Consider the following 19,358-nt stretch of genomic DNA (forward strand, 5'->3'; position numbering starts at 1 on the left):
ATGCACCAAATGACAGCGCATCCCGATCACCAGCGGATCAGAAGAAATCAGCCGCCTTCGGCTTCTCGCCGCTCGCCCCGTCCAGCCCGGCCTTCACGCCGCCGGTGATCATGCTGCCGGCGCTGCTGTTGGTCACCACGTTGAGGCCGGTGCCGGCCAGGTCGAGACCGGCGTCGCGCAGGGCCTTCTTCACGTCGCCGCCCTGGATCGCCGTCGCGGCCACATTGGTGCCTTCCGACCAGGCCCGCGAACCGACCGCGACTGCCTTGGCCACCAGGTTGAACGGCGGCGGCAGCACCTTGCCGAGCTTCTCGGCCACCTTGGAGATCACGTTGGCGATCTTCGACACCACGCTCAGGCAACCCTGCAGGAACTTCTTGAAGCCGCCGCCCTTGGCCTTCTTCTGGTCCGGCTGGTCCATCTCGCCGGCCACCATGTCGCCGACCGCCTTCTTGTCCTCGGCGCTCTTCGGCTTGTGCGTCGCATTCGCCGGTGTCGTCGCGACTTCCTTGTTCTCCAGGTGCTTGTTGAAGGCCTTGATGTCGTCGCGGCTGATGGTGCCGTCGTCCGACTGCTGCCACAGCTTCTTGGCGCCATGGATGTCGCGGCCGTGCTTCGCGTTGTCGAGCTTGCCGAACAGCACCGGGTCCTCGAGGAACTTCTTCGCCGCTGCCTTGTCTTCCGGCGCGGCCTTCGGGTCGTCGGCGATCTTCTGCAGCTTGTCGCGGTTGAACTTGTTGCCGAACGCGCCGTTCGGGTCGGCATCGATGCGGTCCAGCGCCTTCTTCTGGTCGGCGTCGAGCTGGCCCTTGGCCGCGATCTTGTCCTCCATGCTCGCGTGCGAGACCTTGTCCTTGCCGTTGTTCAGGTCCTTCCACTCCTGCGGATGGTCGCTGAAGTACTTGGCCGCGGCGATCAGCTGCGGCGGGCACTTGCCGGTGTGCGAGGTGCCGTCGACGATCTTGTGCAGCTCGTCCAGCGACATGTTCTTCGGCAGGTAGTCGGCGTACTTGTAGAGCTCGTTCTCGGCGTCGTTCTTCGTGATCGGCCGGCCCTCGGTGGTCTTGCCGTTGTCGCCCGACGGGATGTAGTTGTCGGCGTAGCCCTGGGCCTTCTCTTCGTTGTAGGCCTTCAGCTCCGGGTCGTCGGCCAGCTTCTGGATGTCCTTCGAGCTGATCTTGTGGTCGAGCTTGCCGTTCTTGCCGCCGTCGAGCATGTCCTGCAGGCCCTGGTCCGACAGCACGGTGTTCAGCGCCTTGCGCAGGTCCGGCGGCGTCTTCTCGTCCTTGGCCATCTTCTCCATGTCGGAGATCTTGGTGCCATGCTTGCTGAACGAGCCTTCATGGCGCTCCAGCGTCGACAGCGCATCCATGCGCGCCGCCTTCTGCTCGGCCGACACCGGCCGCTGCGCCGGCGGCAGCTGCTGCTGTTGCTGCTGCGCCGCCTTCTGCATCGCCTGCGCCTGCTGCGCACCGCCTTGCTGCACCGCGCCCATCATGCCTTTCAGCAGCTGTGCGCCGCCGCCTTCGCCATCGTCGTCGCCGCCACCGGGCAGCGACAGCGGCGGCAACTGCCCCATCGTCGATTGCGCGAGCGACTGCATCGGGTCGCCGCCCTGCGGCGTGCCGCCGAGCTTGCCTTGCGGCGGCACCGCGATGCCGATGCGGCCTTGCAGCCACGCCTTGTTGTCGACCATCATGTTCATGTCTGCTCTCCGTGAGGAATGGGGTTGGAAATCAACGCGCCTGCAGGCTGCCCTGCAGCTGCTGCAGCAGGCCGGTGGGCAGCAGCAGGTGGCGCACCTGGCTGACCAGCACGCCGATCAGCAGCGCGAGCATCAGCATCGTCACCGCGCCCTTGACCGGCTGGCTGAGGTTGGTGGGTTCGAGCTTGTCGGCGGCGCGCGTGATCAGCCCGAAGCCGAGGTCGATCAGCACCAGCACCAGCATCATCGGCGCGGCGAACTTGATGGTGCTGGTCATCAGCGAATCGGTCTGCTGCACGATGAACAGGTCGGGCACCTTCGCCAGGTCGGGCATCGGCGCGAACAGCGGCCACACGTGGAACGAATCGAAGACCGCGCCGATGAACACCAGCATGCCGCCGAGCGCGAAGAACACCGCGATCACCAGCTGCACCAGCAGGTTCGACACCGGCGTGCTCTGCTGCCCGCTCATCGGGTTGGTCAGCTGCACGCTGTTGTAGCCGGCCTGCGTGTCGATCATCGCGCCGACGCATTCGGCGACCCAGAACACCGTCGACGCGGCAAAGCCCATCAGCAGGCCGATCATCGATTCCTTCAGCGCGAAGCCGGCCCACTGGCCGGCCGTCAGGTTGCTCGCGACATCGGCCGGCAGGCCGAACGCGACGAAGCCGCCGATGATCACGACCAGGCCAGCGCGCACGTAGCCCTGCACGAACTGGTCGCCCATCGGCGGCAGCACGTTGAAGGCAGCGAACAGGCGCAGGCTCGCAAGCGCGGTCGCGAGGAACAGGTCCTCCAGCGGGTGCAGCGTGCGCGCGGCCACCTCGTACAGGCCCTGCATGTCATCCATGGGCGGCTTCCTGGCGCTGGGCGCGCTGGCGGGCCACGAAGCGCGCGGCACCGGTCTCCTCGGTTTCCTCCTCGGCCAGTTCCTCGATCGCGGCCTCGCGCTCGCGCAGGATGGTCGCGATGCGCTGCTCGAAGCCCTCGATGCGCTGGTCGTTGCGGCGCACCGCGGCCTGCGCGGCCTTGACCACGGCGGCCTGGCGGTCGACGTGCTTGTGGCTGTCGGCGAGCGCCTTCTCGGCCTGGCCGACCGCGGCCTTCAGGTCGTCGATGCGGTAGTCCGCCGCACGCACCGCGTACGGCGTGAACGAGGTGCGCAGCAGCTCGTCGCGCTCGTCGCGCGCGGTGGCCTCGTCGGCGCGGCAGGCCGCCAGCTCGCCCTCGGCGGTCTTGCGGGCCTCCTCCAGCTCGGCGAGCTGCTTGCGTGCAGCCTGCACCTCGGCCTCGAGCCGCTCGCCTTGCCGCTTGCGCACCTTGACGAGCGTGCGCAGCGCCTTCACCGGAGCCGCACTCACCGCACCACCTCCGCCAGGTGCCCGAGGATGTCCTCGTACGGCATCAGGTCGCTGGTCTTCTGGTTCAGGAACGCGCGGATCTCGCCGACGCGCTCGATCGCCAGGTCGGCCACCGGGTCGTTGCCGGCCTGGTATTCGCCGACCTGCAGCAGCATCTCGACCTCGTCGTACTTGGCCATCAGGTTGCGCAGGTGGCCGGCCGCCTCGGCATGCTCCGGCGGCACGATCTGCGTCATCACCCGCGACAGGCTGCCCAGCACGTCGATCGCCGGGTACTGGTTCTTCGCCGCGATCTTGCGCGACAGGATCATGTGGCCGTCCAGGATGCCGCGCACTTCCTCGGCGATCGGGTCGCCGCCGCTCTCGTCCTCGGCCAACACGGTGTACAGCGCGGTGATCGAGCCGACCGCGCCCATGCCGGTGCGCTCGAGCAGCCGCGGCAGCTCGGCGAACACCGACGGCGGGAAGCCGCGGCGCGCCGGCGGCTCGCCGGCGGCCAGGCCGATCTCGCGCTGGGCGCGTGCGAAGCGCGTCAACGAATCCATCATCAGCAGCACGCGCTTTCCCTGGTCGCGGTAGTACTCGGCGACCGCGGTGGCCACGTAGGCCGCCTTCGCGCGCTCGATGCTCGACCGGTCGGAGGTGGCGCACACCACGACCGACTTCGCCATGCCCTCGGGGCCGAGGATGAATTCGATGAATTCGCGCACCTCGCGGCCGCGTTCGCCGATCAGCGCGATGACGCTGACGTCGCACTGCGCGCCGCGCGCCAGCATGCCCATCAGCGTGCTCTTGCCGACGCCGGCCGGCGCGAAGATGCCCATGCGCTGGCCTTCGCCGAGCGTCATCAGCCCGTCGATGATCTTGACGCCGGTGGGCAGCGGGTGCTCGATCATCGCGCGGCTCATCGGGTCCGGCGGATCGGCGAACACCGGCCGTTCTTCATCGCCCAGCAGCGGGCCCAGCCCGTCGATCGGGTCGCCCAGGCCGCTGATCACGCGGCCGAGCAATTGCGGGCCGACGCGCACCGACAGCGGCCGGCCGGTGCCGACCACCTGCGTGCCTTCGGAGACGCCGCCCATCGAGCCGAACGGCGACAGGATCGCGCCGTGTTTGCCGAAGCCGACCACCTCGGCGCGCTGCAGCAGGCGGCCGCGCGGGTCGCGCAGCTCGCACAGCTCGCCGACCTTGGCGTCCAGCCCGCTGGCGCGGATCAGCGTGCCGACCACCTCGGTCACGCGGCCGGTGCGGGCCAGCACGTCTTCGTGCGTCAGCTCCTGTTCGAGCGTGCTGACGAAGCGCTGGAAGCTGGTGTCCATGGTCAGGCGGCTTCCAGGTGGTCTTCGGTGGCGGTGTCGTCGATCGCGTCGTCGACGCCGTCGTCGGCGACCTCGTCGCCTGCGTCGCCCGAGTCGATTTCGTCAGCGTCGCCGGCCTGCGCCATCTCGCGGGCCGCGCGTTCGACCGCCCGGCGGATCGCCGCCAGCTGCGTGTCGAGCCCGGCATCGATGACGCCGCTGTCCGATTCGAAGCGGCAGGCGCCTTCGGGCATCAGCGCATCGGCGACGACCTCGATCGTCGTGCCCTGCGGCAGCTGCGCGCTCAGCTCGGCCACCGCGCGCTGCGCGTTGTCGCGGTCGGCCTCGGGCACGCGCAGCGTCAGCAGCGGCGAGTCCTTCACCAGCTTCGCGATGGTGCGCAGCGAGCGGCGGTACAGCGCCGAGCGGTCTTCCTGCTCGATCACCCGCTCCACCGCCATCGAGACGATGCCCGACAGCCGCTCGCTCTGGCGCACCAGCGTGCGCCGGCGCGATTCGGCGGCCTGCAGTTGTTGCGAGGCCCAGTGCGCCGCGGCATCCTGCGTGCCCTGGTCGAAGCCCTGCTGCCAGGCGCCGTCGTACTGTTCCTGGGCCTGGGCCATCAGCGCGTCGGCCTGCGCCTGCGCCTCGGCGAGCAGCGCATCGGCCTGGGCCTGGGCCTCGGCCAGCACGCGCTCGCGCTCGGCGTCGATCGTCGCGGCGACCTCGGCCGACGACACCAGGCGCGCATGGTCCTGCGCGCGCAGCACGCCGTCGTCTAGGCCGACAGTGCACGATCCATGGGTGAGCCAAACAGCCATGCATGCTCCGGAAAGTAGTGGGGAAGTCGAGCCATCATTGAATCGCCGGTGGGCGAGCCCGATGGGGCGGAGGAAGAAGACGTGGATGGAAACGCGAAGGAGGGATCGGACTGCGTGCTGCCCGGCGCCAGCGCCAGCCGAACCCAGGCCAGCGAATGCCGGCACTGCCATTCGCGGCGCTCGCTCAGGCGGGCGTAGCCGGCGGCAGCCAGCCGGTCGGGGTCGAGGTCGGACGCCGACAGCGCGCCCGCGCCGTGGTGGCCGGTGGCGCGCGGCGCGGCCAGCAGCTCGTTGTAGGCGGGCTCGCCGATGCGCTCGATGACGGCCTGGCGCGCGCCGCGGCCGATGCAGCGGCGCACGCGCTCGCGCTCGGCATGCAGCGCGACCGCGGCCAGCACGCGCAGCACCTGGTCGCGCGGCAGCAGTGCGATGCGGTGCGCCCGGTGCTGGAAGCCGGCCAGCGAGGCCCAGCGCAACCCGTAGACCGACCCGAGCGCGGCGGCCAGCGCCGCCTCGCTGCGCGCGCCGGCGGCGGCGGGCGGTGTGTCGAAGCCGATGCGCTGCCAGGCGGCCTGCACCCAGGCCGGGTGCAGCTGCGCGGCGATGTCGGCAGACTTGGCGCGCGCGGTCGCCAGCAGGTGGCGCAGCAGCGGCACGGGCTCGGCAGACGCGGGCAGCGCGTTCATCAAACGGCTCCGGCGGCGGCGTTCGCCGGCTTCAGCAGGCCGCGGCGGCGGGCGAAGACGAAGCCCCCGCCCAGCAACCCGGCCACGCCGAACAGCAGCGACAGGCCCAGCACCGGCGACATGCCGCCGCGCTGCGCGATCGCGGCGGTGGCCGCCTCGGGCAGCGCGGCCGCGGCCACCAGCGTCACGTTGACGTTCTCGTACGACAGGCCCTCGACACTGCGCACGACCAGGTTCTTGACCGTCGGCACCAGCGTGGCCACGTTCGATTCGGCACGGTGCTTGATGAACACCGACGCGCTCGACGGCTTCACATGCTCGGCCAGCGGGTCGTTGTTCGGCAGCACCACGTGCACGCGGGCCGAGACCACGCCGTCGATGCTCGACAGCGTCTTCTCGAGTTCCTGCGACACGCCGTAGATGAAGCGCACGCGCTCTTCGGTCGGCGTCGAGATCAGGCCGTCCTTCTTGAACATGTCGCCCAGGTTGGCGCGGCGCTCGGCCGGCAGGCCGTTGGCGCGCAGCACCGCGAGCGCGCGGCCCATGTGGTCGGTCTCGACCGCGACGTTCCAGGTCTTGCCGTCGGGGCTGGACTTGGCGGCGTCGAGGTTGGCGATCAGCAGCACGCCCAGCATGTCGTTGGCGTCGGCCTCGGTCAGCTTGGTGTAGACGTCCTGCTTGCAGCCGGCGAGCACGAGCGCGCAGGCGGCGAGCACGAGGGCGCGCATCAGCAACGCCGGCGGGCGCGCCGTCCGGATCTGCGGGATGGCGAGGGTCGGCAGGGGGGACGGCACGAGGATCGGCACGATGGGCTCCTTCGGGACCGCGAGGTCACTGGTTCTTCAACAGGGTTTGCAGGCTCTTGTTCGAGCCCTGCGTGATCGAGGTGGCGATCTGCAGCTTCAGGTTCGTCACCGCGACGTTGCGGCTGACGGCCATCGATGCGGCGACCACCTCGGAGGCACCCATGCCGGGCGCCGCGGCGAGGAAGTTCTCGACCTGGCCTTCGACGCGCTGCAGGTCGCCCTGCTGGCGCTCGATCACATGCTGGATCACGTTGCCGGGGTGGCTGACCGACGCGGCGGCGTGGTCGGTGTTGCGCTGCATCAGCGACTGGAAGTTCTGCTGCATCTCGGGCGTGACGGCGGCTTGCGCCGGCGCGACACCCTGGTGGCCGCCCTGCGCGGCCTGCGAGGCCAGGGCCTGCAGCGCCTGCTCGGCCGGGTTCAGCGGGGCAACGGATGAAATCGGGTTGATCATGGTGGCATCCTCGGAAGGGGCTCGGGGTTCAGCAGGCCAGGCCCATCGGCGGGAACATCGACACCGGGCCGGCGCCGTGGGCGTCGTTCGAGGCCTTGCGGATCTGTTTGCCGGAGGCGGATTCGAGCGCATCGACGATGCCGCGTGCCGCGGCATCCGCTGGCAGCGCGATCGCCTCTTCGGCGTAGGTCTCCCACAGGCCGTCCTGCTGCACGAACAGCGTGAACGACAGCATCGCCTTGATGACGGCATTGCCGGGGTGCTTGTGCTCGGCGCGTTCCAGCAGCGAGCGGGCTGCGGCGAAATCGCCGCCGTGGATCAGGATGCGGGCCTCGGCCGCGGCGAGCTGCGGCAGGTTCGGATGCACCGCCGACATCAGCTTCAGCACCGTGGCGACATCGTTGCGCGGCGCGATCTCGCTCGCGAGCGAATAGACCGCGGCGAACAGATCGGTTTGCCACTTCGGCAGCTTGCGTGCGGGCATGGTCGAATCCTTCAGGCCAGTTCAGGAGGTCTGGAAAAGGTGGCACCGCCGACGCGGTGCCCCGGGTGGAACAGCAGCAAAAGGGCGGACGATCGGTCCGCCATGAATGCGCTTATTGCGCGGCAGACTTGAACGACTCGCCGGCCTTCTTCATGACGCTGTTCAGGCCGTCGTTGATCGACGCCATCATGTTCATCTTGGCCATGGCCGAGCTGGCTTGCATCTGCATCTCGGTCATCGCCTGCGCGTCGGCCACCGCGCTGCCCAGCGAGGCCTGCGTGGCGTTGACGTCGCCGCTGCCGATGCTCTGCAGGGTGTTGCCGGTCGACGCCGACGCGCCGTTCGTCAGTGCGCTCAGGCCGCCCGACGATGCGGCGCCGCCGAGGGCCGAGCCGCCCATTTGACCGAAGGCACCGGCCTTGCCGAGGGTGCCGCTGTTGCCGAAAACCTTGCCTGCTGCGCTGGAGAGGGACATGACAATTCCTTTGAGTTGAGGTGAGTGAAATAAAGATGAAGTTGCAACCACTTGCCGAACCCCGCGAAGGGTTCGCGTTCGAGAGCGGGTTACGTTGCTCTTTCGAATTCGGTGTTGGCGATGGCCGAAGCCAGCGCGCGTTGAAGGGACCCGTCCTGCGGCCACATGCGTGACAGCGCGGTGAAGATCGTGTCGGCGTCCTGTTCGCTGCCGTGCAGCAGGCCGAGCGCCATCGTGGCGGCCAGCTTGCGGACGACCTCGATCTCCAGGGGCTGTGCGTTCATGCGGCAGTCCTCAGATGGTCAGGAGACGAGCTCGCGGCCGTGCGTCTTCTGCCAGGCCAGCAGCACGATGCGGCGCGACGCGGCGAAGGCATCGCTCACCAGCCCGGCGAAGTTCTTCTCCTCGAAGTCCGTCGCGCGCAGCTGCATCTGCTGGCTCAGCGTCTCGGCCTGCGCGAAGTACTGCGCCAGGCGGCGCGTCCTGTCGCCGGTGGTGTCGCCGTTCACGGTGGCCTGCAGCTTGTCGAAATCGGCCAGCAGGTCGGCCGGCGGGGGGGCGAGATCGGTGCTCATCAACGGACTCCTTGGAGGGCGGTCTGGCCGTTGGCCAGTACCGCATCGGGGGCGACGGTGAGCACCAGGTGCTTCACGCCGTCACGGGTTTCCATCACCGACACGCCGTCGGTCGACAGGGACGACAGGACCGACGGGCTCGGCGGCTGCGGCGTCGCGGGCTCCTCGAGCACCGCATCGATGCGCTTGACGAGCGGCGTCAGGTCGGCGGTGACGCGGTCGATCGAGGCCTGCGTCGCGGCGACGTCGTTGGCCTTCACCGCGTAGCTGAAGACGCCGGCGCCGCGGTAGGCGATCTGTGCGCCCGGCAGGCCGATCGCGTTGCGGATCGTCTCGGCCACGTCGGTCGCCACCGACACATGCTGCTGCAGCGGGAAGCCGGCAGGGGCGGCCTTCAGCGCGGCGTTGACCGCCCGCAGCTGCTCGGCGTTGTCGAGCAGGCCGTCGATGCTGAGCGAGCCCTGGGCGATGCGCACCGACAGCCGGCCGGCGGCCACCCCGTCGATCGCATGCTGCAGCGTGGCGCGGCTCGTCTCCAGCGTCGGCGCCGGGGCCTCGTTGGCCTTGGAGCTGGCCGAGACCAGCCAGCCGGCCGAGACCATCGCGACGATCACTGCGAGCGCTCCGGGGACGGCACGGGCAGGGTGGGCCACCAGCCGTTGACGGACGGCAGCCAGGCTGCCCGACGGCGCGACGGCACGGGTTGCGGCCAGCAGCGCGGCATCGTCGGGCCAGTCGGAATCGCTGGGGCCGGTGCAGACGCGGACACCGCCGAAGTCGACCGGGACGAAGTCATCGAAGCGAAGCAGCTGCGGGCTGCCGTTCGTCCACTGTGCCAGCGCGACACCGTCGGCGCCGAGGCGCAGCGTGAGGGCCTGAAACTGCCAGTCTGCAATGGAAATGTCGCATTCATCTGCTTGTCCGATCGAATGGGTTCCTGGACTCAAATCTAGGTAGGCACCGGCATGCGTGCCGCTCAGGATGCGAAGGCGTTTGTGCGCCGGCGAAGTGCTCATGTCAGCGGGCTCCCTTGTTGTCGCAGCCGGTGGCCAGGCCCATCGCCTGTGCCGCGCAGCCTGCCTTTGGCACGGTGGTCTTGTTCGTCTTGCCGGTCGTGGCCGCCGCGGTCCGGGTGGCGGTCGCCGGGGTCGGCGTGGCCGGCGCGGTGCTGCCGGGGAACAGCGCGGCGCGCGGCGTCAGCAGCGGCTTCAGCGTCGGGATCACGTAGCCGGGCGACAGCGCGCCGTAGGTCGTCAGCGCGGCGACGGCGGTCGGCCCCGAGAAGCCGCGCTGCGTGCTGCCGGTGCGCGGCGTCGAGGACGACGACGGAGGCGGCGCGAGCGGTGCGGGCAGGTCGGGGACCGGTGCAGGCGCCGGCGTGGGGGTGGGGGTGGGCACGGTCGGTGTCGCCGCTGCACGGCCGACCCCGATCACCTTCGGCGTCAGCAGGAACAGTCGTTCGCTGCGGAAGCTCGCGTTCTCGTCGTGCCGGAAGGCAGCTCCGAGCAGCGGGATGCGCGAGAGCCCCGGCAGGCCGCTGCGGCCCTTGCTGTTCGATTCGATCGAGATGCCGCCGATCAGCAGGCTCTCGCCTTCGCGCACGGTGGCCTCGGTGTTGATCTCGGTCTGCTTGATGATCGGCACCGAATCGACGACCGTGCCTTCGAAGTTGCCGTCCTGGATCGACAGCGACAGCCGCACCTCGCGGTGGTCGGCGTAGCTGACGATCTGCGGCGTCACCTGCAGCGTGGTGCCGGCCTCGATGGTGAAGAGGTTGGCGTCCAGGTTGCCGGCCACGCGCACCGAGGCGACGCGCTTGTCGGTCATGCTGGCCGTGCGGTTGACGGCGCCCAGCACCTTGGGGCGCGCCAGGATGTTGGCCTTGCCGGTGCCTTCCAGGGCCCGGATGCGGGCCAGCAGTTGCTTGCCGGCGTTGCCGACCAGCGTGGTGACATTGCTGCCGGCCAGCGTGCTGCTGCCGGCCGTGCCGGGCTGCGCGCCGGGCGAGCCCGGCGACACCGTCAGCCGGGTCACGCCGTCTTTCGTGAAGGTCCAGTCGACCCCGAGCGATTCGAAGGCATCGCTGCTGACGTCGATGATCGTCGCTTCGATCTCGACCAGGTCCTGCGCGATGTCGAGCTGGCGGATCAGCGTCTCGTACTCGCGCATCCGGTCGGGCAGGCCGCGCACGATGATCGCGTTGGTGGCCTCTTCGGCCTGGAAGAACGGGCGCTCGGCATCGGCTGGCGTCAGCGCGTCGCTGCTGCTCAACTGGTTGGCGCGCACCTCGTCGTCGCGCTTGTTCGCGTTGCTGCCGCCGCCGGTCTCCGGCAACTTCAGTCCGTAGGTGGCCTGCGCGGCGCGGGCCTTGTTGGCGTTGCCGACGAGGCCGTTGACGGCACCCTTCAGCGCCTGGTTGCTGCCGCTCGCTCCGCCGCTGCCGTTGTTCGAGAACAGGTTGTTCAGCGTGCTGGCGAGGCCCGGCACCTTGGCGTTGCCGAACACCCGGTCGCCGGCCGTCGCGAAGCGCAGCGGGAACACCTGGATCGACTTGCCGACGCGGTCGTGGCCGTCGCGCTCCAACTGCTCGAGCACCGTCGAGACCAGCTCGATGTGGCGCGGCGGGCCGTAGGCCAGCAGCGTCTGCTGGCGGTCGTCGAACTTGAGCGGGAAGCGCGCATCGCCCAGGCCCAGCGAGCCCAGCATCGAGCGCACCTGCTGGCGGTCGTAGCCGCGCATGCGGAACACCCGGCTCTGCATCGCCCGGGACGGGTAGACGAACAGCGTCGTGCCGTCGAAGTACCAGATGACGCCGTAGGTGCGGGTCATCGCGTTCAGGAAGTCTTCCGGGCGGGTGTTGAAGTTCGCGTTCACCGAGCCGTCGACACCGGAGTCGACGACCACCGGGATGCCCTGGCTGGCGGCGAAGTCCTGCAGTACGTCGGGCAGCTTCTTGCCGTCGGCGCGGTAGACGAAGCGCTTGCCCGAGAAAGGCGTCGCATCGGCAGCAGCGGCGGGCTGCATGCTGGCGAGGGCGGCGGCGGCAATCAGGGTGGTCAGGAATCGCACGGCTTGTGTCCGGTTTCGTTGGCTGTCGTTGCCGGTTCAGGGCGTCGACTGCATGGATGCAAGTGTGGGCGTCGCATCGAGTCCGGCCGGGTCCCGATGCGAAGCCGCGGACAGCGCCGCGAAGGGCTGGCAGCGCATTTCTTGAAAGCGGTTTCGAACGAACGTTCGAAAAGGCGGTGGAGACGGTTCCGGCGGGGGTTTCCACGCAGGAATGTCACAGGTGAAAGCTGTTGTGAAGGCCGTGTGAAAGCGGATGTGAAAGCATTTGCGAGAAGGGACACGCCGGCGCCGCCGTTGTCGTGTAGCCTTGCATCGTTGCGCGTTTCCATCCTTTCTCGAGCCCTCCGACGCGACGTCGAATGAACCATCCGACCCAGCTCTCCAAATACGCGATCAACCAGGTGATCGGCGAAGGCGCCATGGGCGTGGTCTACAAGGCCACCGACACCGTGTTGCGACGCACCGTCGCGATCAAGACCTTGCGGCGCCCGCTGGTGGAGCAGGGCGGTGGTGGCGCCGGTGGTGCGTTGCTGGCGCGCTTCCGCAACGAAGCGCAGGCCGCGGCGCGGCTGATGCACCACAACATCGTCGCGGTGCACGACTATGGTGAGCACGAGGCCGAGCCGTACATCGTGATGGAGTACGTGCAGGGTTCCACGCTGAAGGAGCCGCTGCGCCGCGGCACGCGCTTCGACGATGCCGACATCGTCGGCCTGATGGGCCAGTTGCTCGACGGCCTGCACTATGCGCACGAGCAAGGCGTGTGGCACCGCGACATCAAGCCGGCCAACCTGTTGTGGACCAACGACGGCCGCCTGAAGATCGTCGACTTCGGCATCGCGCGCATCGCGACGATGGGGCTGTCGCAGGTCAGCTCGACGATCGGCACGCCCGGCCACATGGCACCCGAGCAATACGCCGGCGAACAGGTCGACCGGCGGGTCGACATCTTCGCGGCCGGCGTGCTGCTCTACATGCTGCTGGCCGGGCGGCCGCCGTTCGTCGGCAGCAACGAGAACGTGATGTTCCAGACGCTCAGCAGCGAGCCGCTGCCGCCGTCGCGGGTGCATGGCAGCCACCGTCCGCAGTGGTTCGACCCGGTGGTCGCGCGCGCGATGGCCAAGCGCCCCGATGACCGTTTCGCGACGGCGATGGAGTTCAAGCACGCGCTGATGGCGCAGGCGAGCCGGGCGCTCGGGCTGCCGCCGATCGCGGCGCGGCTCGAGGCGGGCAGTTCGTTCATCGAGCTGCAAAGCGCGCCGACGCTGCCGGACCCGCGCGCGAGCGACTGGCAGCGCGGCACCTTCGCACTCGACACGCGACCGCAGCCGGCAGCGGCGCGGCCATCGCAATGGCATTCCGAGACACTGCAGATGCTGGAGTCGGAGCTCGCGCAGTCGATCGGTCCGCTGGCGCGCGTGCTGGTGCAGCGCGCGGCGCGGTCGACCGGCGACCTGATGTCGCTGCGGCAGGCGCTGGCCGAGCAGATCGACACCGAAGCCGGGCGCGACCAGTTCCTTCAGCGCACGCGTTCGCGGGCCAGCTCGTTCGGCACGCTGGGGTCGGGCGGGGCCGCGGTCACGACGCGGCGGCGTGCCGCCGACGACACCTTGCTCGGCGACCAGGTGATGCGCGTGGCAGAGCTGGCGCTGACGCAGCACGTCGGGCCGGTGGCACGGGTGATCGTGTCGCGCGCGGCCGCGCGGGCGTCGTCGCGCGACGAGTTCTTCCGGCTGCTGGCGCAGCATGTGGAAGACGAGGACGAGCGCGAGGAGCTGATGCGCACGCTGGAGAGCAGTTCGGCGGGGCGATGAGGGCTCGCGTCTCCGGAATCCGGATGGGTCGCGCAGCTGAAGCGCGATGGATCTGCATCATGTCGAGCGGTGTGACGCAGGCTTGCGTTCGGTGAGGGAACGGCAAATCGTCAACGATTGTCGTGAGCCTGCGACAGGCTCTTGCTGCGGTCATTTCGTTCACGTCTAATCCGCCGGCTCGCGTTTCAGCAGTCTCCCGAAGAAGTACCTCGGGCGCGATGCACAAGTGCATTGGGGTCGACGAGGAGTTCATTGATGACGAAGCAAGCGGGCCTCCACCGGTTCGGTGGAGTGCTGTGCGTTGGGCTGTCACGTGCATGGGCGCGGCCCATCGGGTACGTGGCGGGCTGGGTGTTCGTTCTGTTGTGTGTGCTGCACGGTCCGGCGCAGGCGAGCGAGACGGTGACGCCGGGTCCGGGCACCTACTATCGGCTGGAGGGTCCGTTCGATGGGGTAGGGCAGGGCTTCTGGGATGTTCGCTTTACCTCGACGGACGCGCCGCTGCAGGCAGCGATCGCGGCGAGGAACGCGACGGTCGCCCCTTGTACCCTGGTGGAGGACGGCGTACCGCACGGCTGCGCATCGGTGGTCTGGAGCGGACCGTACTGGGGCGACGCCAACTGTACGGCGGGCAACAGCGGCTGGTACGCCTGCGCGGCGACCGCCACGCTCACGAGCACCTACAACTCGACCGCGTTCGTGCTGGGCTGGCGCAACTCTGTCGATGTAACCCATAACCGGGTGCTGTACTACCTGCTGCGGGCGATCTCCTCCGATTCGGCCTGCCCGGCGAACTCGAGCTGGAACGGCGCACAGTGCATCTGCGACGAGGGCTACGCGGCCAACAGCACGGCGACCCAGTGCGTGCCCGCAACCGATGTGCCGTACGCATCGGCCCCACCGCCTCCCGAGTGCGAGGTGTGCAAGGGCAACCCGATCTACCCGCTGCGCGGGGTCAAGCGCGAGGAGGTGGACACGGGTCTCGCGATTGGCAACACGACGCTGCGCTTCACCTACGACAACGCGAGCCGGATCCCGACCGCATCGGGGGCGCTGACCGACATCGGCGCGGTGGAGAACCGCGCCGGCGTGATGGGCAGCCTGCAGTGGGTCAGCAACCTGCACCGGCAGGTGACCCTGTTCACGATCGGCGCCGGTTCAACCCCCGGGCTGCCGGTGCCCACCGTCTTTCCGCGCGGCAACGGCGTCGTCAAGACGATGACGAGCACCGACGGCGGCCCGCGGGTGGGAGAGCCGGGGAACAAGGACCGCTTCGTGCAGCTGCCCGGCGGGGAGTACGTGTACACCGACAGCGGCAGCAACGTGCAGGAGACGTACACCGCGTCCAGCGGCACGGGCGTCCTGACGACGATGGCCTGGGCCGACGGCACGCGCATCGACTTCACGTACGGCAGCACCGGCGGCATCCGCACGCTGAGCCAGGTGAGCGACAACCGGGGCCGCCGCCTGAGCTTCGGCTACACGCTGTCGACCAGCGGCGTGCCGCGGGTGAGCAGCATCACCGATGCGACGGGCCAGGTCACGACGCTGAGCCACGACAGCCGCAACAACCTGGTGGGCATCACCTGGGCGGATGGCAAGACCCAGGGCTTCGTGTACGAGAACACCGAGCTGCCGTGGGCGCTGACGGGCGTGATCGACGAGCGGGGGCTGCGCTACTCGACCTTCGGCTACGACGCCCAGGGCCGGGCGATCAGCACCGAGCATGCGGGTGGGGTCGACAAGTACACGGTGAGCTACACGACGCCACCGAGCATCCAGGTGACGAAGCAGACGTTCGGCGACGCCGTGGCGCGCTTCCACACCTGGAACCTGCCGCAGGGCATGGTGATGACCGAGCCGAGCGGGCAGACGACGACGTGGAGCGCGATCAGCCTGAACGGCAAGAACTACTTCAGCGCGCAGGGGCAGCAGCCGGGGGCGGGCAGCCTGGCCAGCAGCCGAAGCCAGACCTACGACGCGAACGGCAACATCGCGAGCCGGGACGACTTCAACGGCACGCGCCGCTGCGACCTGAACGACCTGACGCGCAACCTGCAGACGGTGAGCGTCACCTCGCTGGGCACGAGCCAGGACTGTGCGGCGGTCACGGCCACCAACGCCACGCTGCCGGCCGGGGCGCTGAAGACCAGCACGCAGTGGCACCCGGACTGGAGCTTGCCGACGAAGGTGGCAGCGCCTGGCCGGATGACGACCTACGTTTACCACGGCCAGCCCGATCCGTTCAATGCCAACACAGTGGCAAGCTGCGCACCGACCGCGGCAACGCTGCTGGACGGCCAGCCGATCACCGCGCTGTGCAAGCAGGTGACGCAGGCGACGACGGATGCGGATGGCCACCTCGGCTTCGCTGCCACGCGGCAGGCCGGCACCACCGACACGGTGCAGACCTGGACGTACGACGTGGATGGCCGGGTGCTGACGGCCAGCACGGCGTCCGGCACCAGCGATTACCTGCGCGCAGCGCAGACCACGGCCGATCACACCCTGGGCGACCTGCTGAGCATCACGTCGCCGAGCGGCGAGGTGACGCGCTTCGACCGCCACGACAGGTACGGCCAGGTGCTGCAGAGCACCAGCCCGGACGGCACCGTCACGACTTACACCTACGACCTGCGCCAGCGCATGCTCAGCCGCACGGTGGGCGACAAGACCACGGCATACGCGTATGACGCGGCTGGCCTGCTGACGAAGGTGACGCTGCCCGACGGCAGCTGGATCGGCTACGAGTACGACGATGCCCACCGCGTGGTGGCGGTGACCGACAAGAAGGGCAACCGCATCGACTACGTGCTGGACAACGCCGGCAACCGCACCGACCAGCGGGTCAAGGACCCGGCGGGCGAGTTGACACAGGTCCTGAACCGGCTGATGGACGCGCTCGGGCGCGAGCAGCAGGCGGGCGTGACCGATGCGGTGCCGGCCTCGCAGGTCGCCCCGTCGCTGCCGACGTCGCCGCTGCCGCTGGAGCGCTATGAGTACGACGCGCAGGGCAACCGCACCCAGATCACCCGCGGCGCCGGCACGCTGAACCTCGTCACGCGGCTGAGCTACGACGCACTGGAGCGGGTGAAGGACACGACCGACCCGAAGAACGGCACGACGCGCTTCGCGTACGACGGCGGCAGCCGCACGACGCAGGTCACCGACCCGAGGAACCTCTCGACGCAGTACCCGCGCAACGGCTTCGGCGACGCGACGCAGGTGATCAGCCCGGACACCGGCACCGAGAACCTGACCTATGACGCCTCTCGCAACCTGAAGACGAGCACCGACAGCCGCGGCGTGCTGACGACGTACGGCTACGACGCGAGCGACCGGCTGACCGTGGCGGTGGCGACGAAGAGCGGGCAGCCCACCGAGGCGGTGAGCCTGACCTACAGCCAGACCGGCGCGGGCTTCAGCCACGGCGTGGGTCGGCTGACGAGCAGCGGCTACCCGGGCGGCTCGGCCCAGTACGGCTACGACGACCAGGGCGAGATCACGAGCGACCTGCAGCGCGTGGACGCGGTGGCCGGCGGCAATGCCACGCAACTCACGCAGACGGTGGTCTATAGCTACACGCTGGGCAACCTGACGGGGGTGAGCTACCCGTCAGGGCGGCAACTGGGGCTGAGCTGGGTCGATGGCGAAGTGACTGGGCTCACGCTGGGCGGCAACGCGCTCGTCACGCAGATCGAGTGGACGCCGTTCGCCGGCACCGTGAAACGCTGGCGGTGGGCGATGGCCGGTGGCGAGATCGCGAACGAGCGCTACTACGACCTGGCGGGCCGCGCGGTGCGCTACCCGCTGGGCGAGCTGTTGCGCGATGTGCGCTACGACGAGGCGAGCCGCATCGTGAGCTTCACGCACCTGAGTGCGAACGGCACGGCGCAGCCCGCGCTGGACCAGGCCTTCGGCTACGACGAGAACAGCCGGTTGACCGGCATCACGACGCCCACGGCGAGCTGGGGCATCGGCTATGACGCCAACGGCAACCGCACGGGCATCAGCCTGAACGGCAGCCTGAGCGCCTACAGCGTGGAGGCGACGAGCAACCGGACCACGAGCATCACGAACCCGGCAAGGAGCTTCGGCTACGACAGCGCGGGCAATACGACGACCGACAGCGAGGGCTACACCGCGACGTACAACCTGCGCGGGCAGCTCGCGACGCTGACGAAGGCCGGGGTGACGACGAGCTACACCTACAACGCGGCGGGGCAGCGGGTGCGCAAGGTGAGCAGCACCGGGGCGCAGAGCACGGTGGTCTTCGCATACGACCAGGCCGGGCACGTGCTGGGCGAGTACGACCAGAACGGCGCGGCGCTGCGCGAATACGTGTGGCTGCGCGACACGCCGATGGCGATGTTCACGCCCGACCCGGCGAACCCGGCAGGCGAGCCGCTGGTGTTCTTTATCCACACCGACCACCTGAACACGCCGCGCGTGGTGGTGGACCGGCAGAACCGCGTGCGCTGGCGCTGGCTGGCCGAGCCCTTCGGCACGACCGCACCGGAGACCAACCCGAGCGGGCTGGGGGTCTTTACGCAGAACCTGCGGTTCCCGGGGCAGTATGCGGATCAGGAGAGTGGGCTGGTCTACAACTATCACCGCTACTACGACCAGAAGGGTGGTCGCTACTCGCAGAGTGATCCGATTGGGCTTGCTGCGGGCAGTCTGTCAACTTATGGGTATGTCGATGGGAATCCGTTGAGCTACGTTGATCCGTTGGGTCTCGCTGCAACGGCTCTTTCCTCGCCAGCGGGAGGCGGACCGCGGGGTGGCTGCGACTGCGGCGAATTGAAGCGCGGAATTCTGAGAAAGTACGCGCTTCTGCTCGCAGAGCTTCGGGCCTACGATCCAGTTTTGGACGGACGGGGTGGATTCCCGATGCGCGGTGGCAAATTGACCAAGCCCGGCGGCCACTACCAAGAGATCAACGATCTGCGACAAGGCATCAAGAACGACATAGACAAGTACAACACACAGTGCAAAGACCGGGATGACGGAGACGGTGGCGCTTGGGCGGCAATTCCCAGATCGATCGATCGCGATGCAAATCGTCCGGTCGCGGAACCGGTGATCCAGCCTCCGCCGAATACCACGCCCTTTTGGCTTGGCGTTGGAGCGATTGGCATTGGTATTGGCGTCGTGACTGCGCCACAAATTGTGGTGCCCGCCCTTACCTTGGGTGGTGCCGCTGTTCAGCCTTGAAGGAGATAGTGTGAAAGAAGTTGATGCAATCCTTGAATTCGATACTCAACGTCTGAAGGAAATTCTTTCGAAGGGCCTAGCGGGTGCGAATCAGGAATTCGAAGGCCAGTCATTGCTAGTTTGGGCTTGCTCTGTTGGGAACGAAGAGGCGGCTGTCTTTCTCCTCGACAATGGTGCTGACTACGACGTGCATGGCCAGCGCAACGAAACGCCATTGATGCTGGCTTCTTACAGCGGAATGGATCGGTTCACCTCCAAGCTCCTGTCTCATGCGGTGAAGTTGGACACGGTGGATTCCTTAGGCCGCGATGCGCTTATGTTTGCCGCAAAGGGGGGGCATGCGTCCATTGTTCGCATGCTTTGTGCCGCGGGCGCGTTGCCGTCCAGAACCGATGCTGCTGGTCGCTCCAGCCTGCAATGGGCTCTCGTAGAAGATGATCACGCAGAAGTTGTTGAATCGTTGATCGAATGCTGTCCCGGAGCGATCAACTCATCAATCAAGGACGCAGCGCTGCATTACGCAAAGGAATTGGGAAGACATCAGAGTGAAAAGGTGATAGCAGCATCGCTGATTGGGTGAACTACACGCAGAA

17 protein-coding genes are annotated in these 19,358 nt (G+C 68.4%); 3 read left to right on the top strand and 14 right to left on the bottom strand.

Translation table 11 applies throughout. The features are described from left to right. Nucleotides 1–37 precede the first annotated feature (37 nt). From FHT26_RS06365 to sctC, 14 genes are all read right to left on the bottom strand, one after another. On the bottom strand, nt 38–1,705 hold the full coding sequence (locus tag FHT26_RS06365; RefSeq protein ID WP_168559319.1) for an HrpF/NolX family T3SS translocon protein: 1,668 nt from the start codon (nt 1,703–1,705) through the stop codon (nt 38–40). Between the two features lie 31 nt (nt 1,706–1,736). Beyond that, nucleotides 1,737–2,555 carry a type III secretion system export apparatus subunit SctT gene (gene sctT / locus FHT26_RS06370; RefSeq protein WP_246867752.1) on the bottom strand — a complete coding sequence of 273 codons (819 nt, stop codon included), beginning with the start codon at nt 2,553–2,555 and terminating at the stop codon, nt 1,737–1,739. Further along, nucleotides 2,548–3,066 carry a hypothetical protein gene (locus tag FHT26_RS06375; protein WP_168559320.1) on the bottom strand — a complete coding sequence of 173 codons (519 nt, stop codon included), beginning with the start codon at nt 3,064–3,066 and terminating at the stop codon, nt 2,548–2,550. The genes sctT and FHT26_RS06375 overlap by 8 nt, the downstream gene beginning before the upstream one ends. Then, the gene (sctN, locus tag FHT26_RS06380) at nt 3,063–4,385 is read right to left on the bottom strand and encodes a type III secretion system ATPase SctN (protein ID WP_168559321.1); all 1,323 of its coding nucleotides are present in this window, start codon (nt 4,383–4,385) and stop codon (nt 3,063–3,065) included. Before sctN ends, FHT26_RS06375 begins: the two co-directional genes overlap by 4 nt. Nucleotides 4,386–4,387: 2 nt before the next feature. After that, nucleotides 4,388–5,185, bottom strand: coding sequence for a type III secretion system stator protein SctL (sctL, locus tag FHT26_RS06385; RefSeq protein ID WP_168559322.1), 798 nt, complete (start codon nt 5,183–5,185; stop codon nt 4,388–4,390). After that, complete coding sequence (locus FHT26_RS06390; RefSeq protein WP_168559323.1) at nt 5,143–5,871, bottom strand: type III secretion protein HrpB4; 729 nt, start codon at nt 5,869–5,871, stop codon at nt 5,143–5,145. Before FHT26_RS06390 ends, sctL begins: the two co-directional genes overlap by 43 nt. Next, on the bottom strand, nt 5,871–6,599 hold the full coding sequence (gene sctJ, locus FHT26_RS06395) for a type III secretion system inner membrane ring lipoprotein SctJ (RefSeq protein WP_168559656.1): 729 nt from the start codon (nt 6,597–6,599) through the stop codon (nt 5,871–5,873). Before sctJ ends, FHT26_RS06390 begins: the two co-directional genes overlap by 1 nt. A gap of 103 nt (nt 6,600–6,702) precedes the next feature. Further along, a complete protein-coding gene (locus FHT26_RS06400) occupies nt 6,703–7,131 on the bottom strand; it encodes a hypothetical protein (RefSeq protein WP_168559324.1) in 429 nt (142 codons plus the stop codon). A 28-nt stretch (nt 7,132–7,159) separates the two neighbouring features. After that, nucleotides 7,160–7,615, bottom strand: a complete 456-nt coding sequence (locus FHT26_RS06405; RefSeq protein ID WP_168559325.1) for an HrpB1 family type III secretion system apparatus protein — start codon at nt 7,613–7,615, stop codon at nt 7,160–7,162. Between the two features lie 112 nt (nt 7,616–7,727). Further along, nucleotides 7,728–8,090, bottom strand: a complete 363-nt coding sequence (locus FHT26_RS06410) for a hypothetical protein (protein ID WP_168559326.1) — start codon at nt 8,088–8,090, stop codon at nt 7,728–7,730. A gap of 89 nt (nt 8,091–8,179) precedes the next feature. Further along, nucleotides 8,180–8,374: a hypothetical protein gene (locus FHT26_RS06415; protein ID WP_168559327.1), complete on the bottom strand. Its 195-nt coding sequence runs from the start codon at nt 8,372–8,374 to the stop codon at nt 8,180–8,182. A gap of 18 nt (nt 8,375–8,392) precedes the next feature. After that, nucleotides 8,393–8,665: a hypothetical protein gene (locus tag FHT26_RS06420; protein ID WP_168559328.1), complete on the bottom strand. Its 273-nt coding sequence runs from the start codon at nt 8,663–8,665 to the stop codon at nt 8,393–8,395. Further along, the gene (locus FHT26_RS06425; protein ID WP_168559329.1) at nt 8,665–9,681 is read right to left on the bottom strand and encodes a hypothetical protein; all 1,017 of its coding nucleotides are present in this window, start codon (nt 9,679–9,681) and stop codon (nt 8,665–8,667) included. The genes FHT26_RS06420 and FHT26_RS06425 overlap by 1 nt, the downstream gene beginning before the upstream one ends. A 1-nt stretch (nt 9,682) precedes the next feature. Then, a complete protein-coding gene (gene sctC, locus FHT26_RS06430) occupies nt 9,683–11,734 on the bottom strand; it encodes a type III secretion system outer membrane ring subunit SctC (protein ID WP_168559330.1) in 2,052 nt (683 codons plus the stop codon). Nucleotides 11,735–12,093: 359 nt separating this feature from the next. Between sctC and FHT26_RS06435 the strand changes: the two genes are divergently transcribed. The 3 genes from FHT26_RS06435 to FHT26_RS06445 all read left to right on the top strand — a co-directional run bounded on the left by FHT26_RS06435 (nt 12,094) and on the right by FHT26_RS06445 (nt 19,345). Continuing rightward, a complete protein-coding gene (locus FHT26_RS06435; protein WP_168559331.1) occupies nt 12,094–13,548 on the top strand; it encodes a serine/threonine-protein kinase in 1,455 nt (484 codons plus the stop codon). Nucleotides 13,549–13,899: 351 nt separating this feature from the next. Further along, nucleotides 13,900–18,765 carry an RHS repeat protein gene (locus FHT26_RS06440; RefSeq protein ID WP_168559332.1) on the top strand — a complete coding sequence of 1,622 codons (4,866 nt, stop codon included), beginning with the start codon at nt 13,900–13,902 and terminating at the stop codon, nt 18,763–18,765. A 10-nt stretch (nt 18,766–18,775) separates the two neighbouring features. Further along, nucleotides 18,776–19,345: an ankyrin repeat domain-containing protein gene (locus tag FHT26_RS06445; RefSeq protein WP_168559333.1), complete on the top strand. Its 570-nt coding sequence runs from the start codon at nt 18,776–18,778 to the stop codon at nt 19,343–19,345. The last annotated feature ends 13 nt before the right edge of the window (nt 19,346–19,358 follow it).

The organism is Rhizobacter sp. SG703 (genome assembly GCF_012275445.1).
GTDB lineage: Bacteria > Pseudomonadota > Gammaproteobacteria > Burkholderiales > Burkholderiaceae_C > Rhizobacter.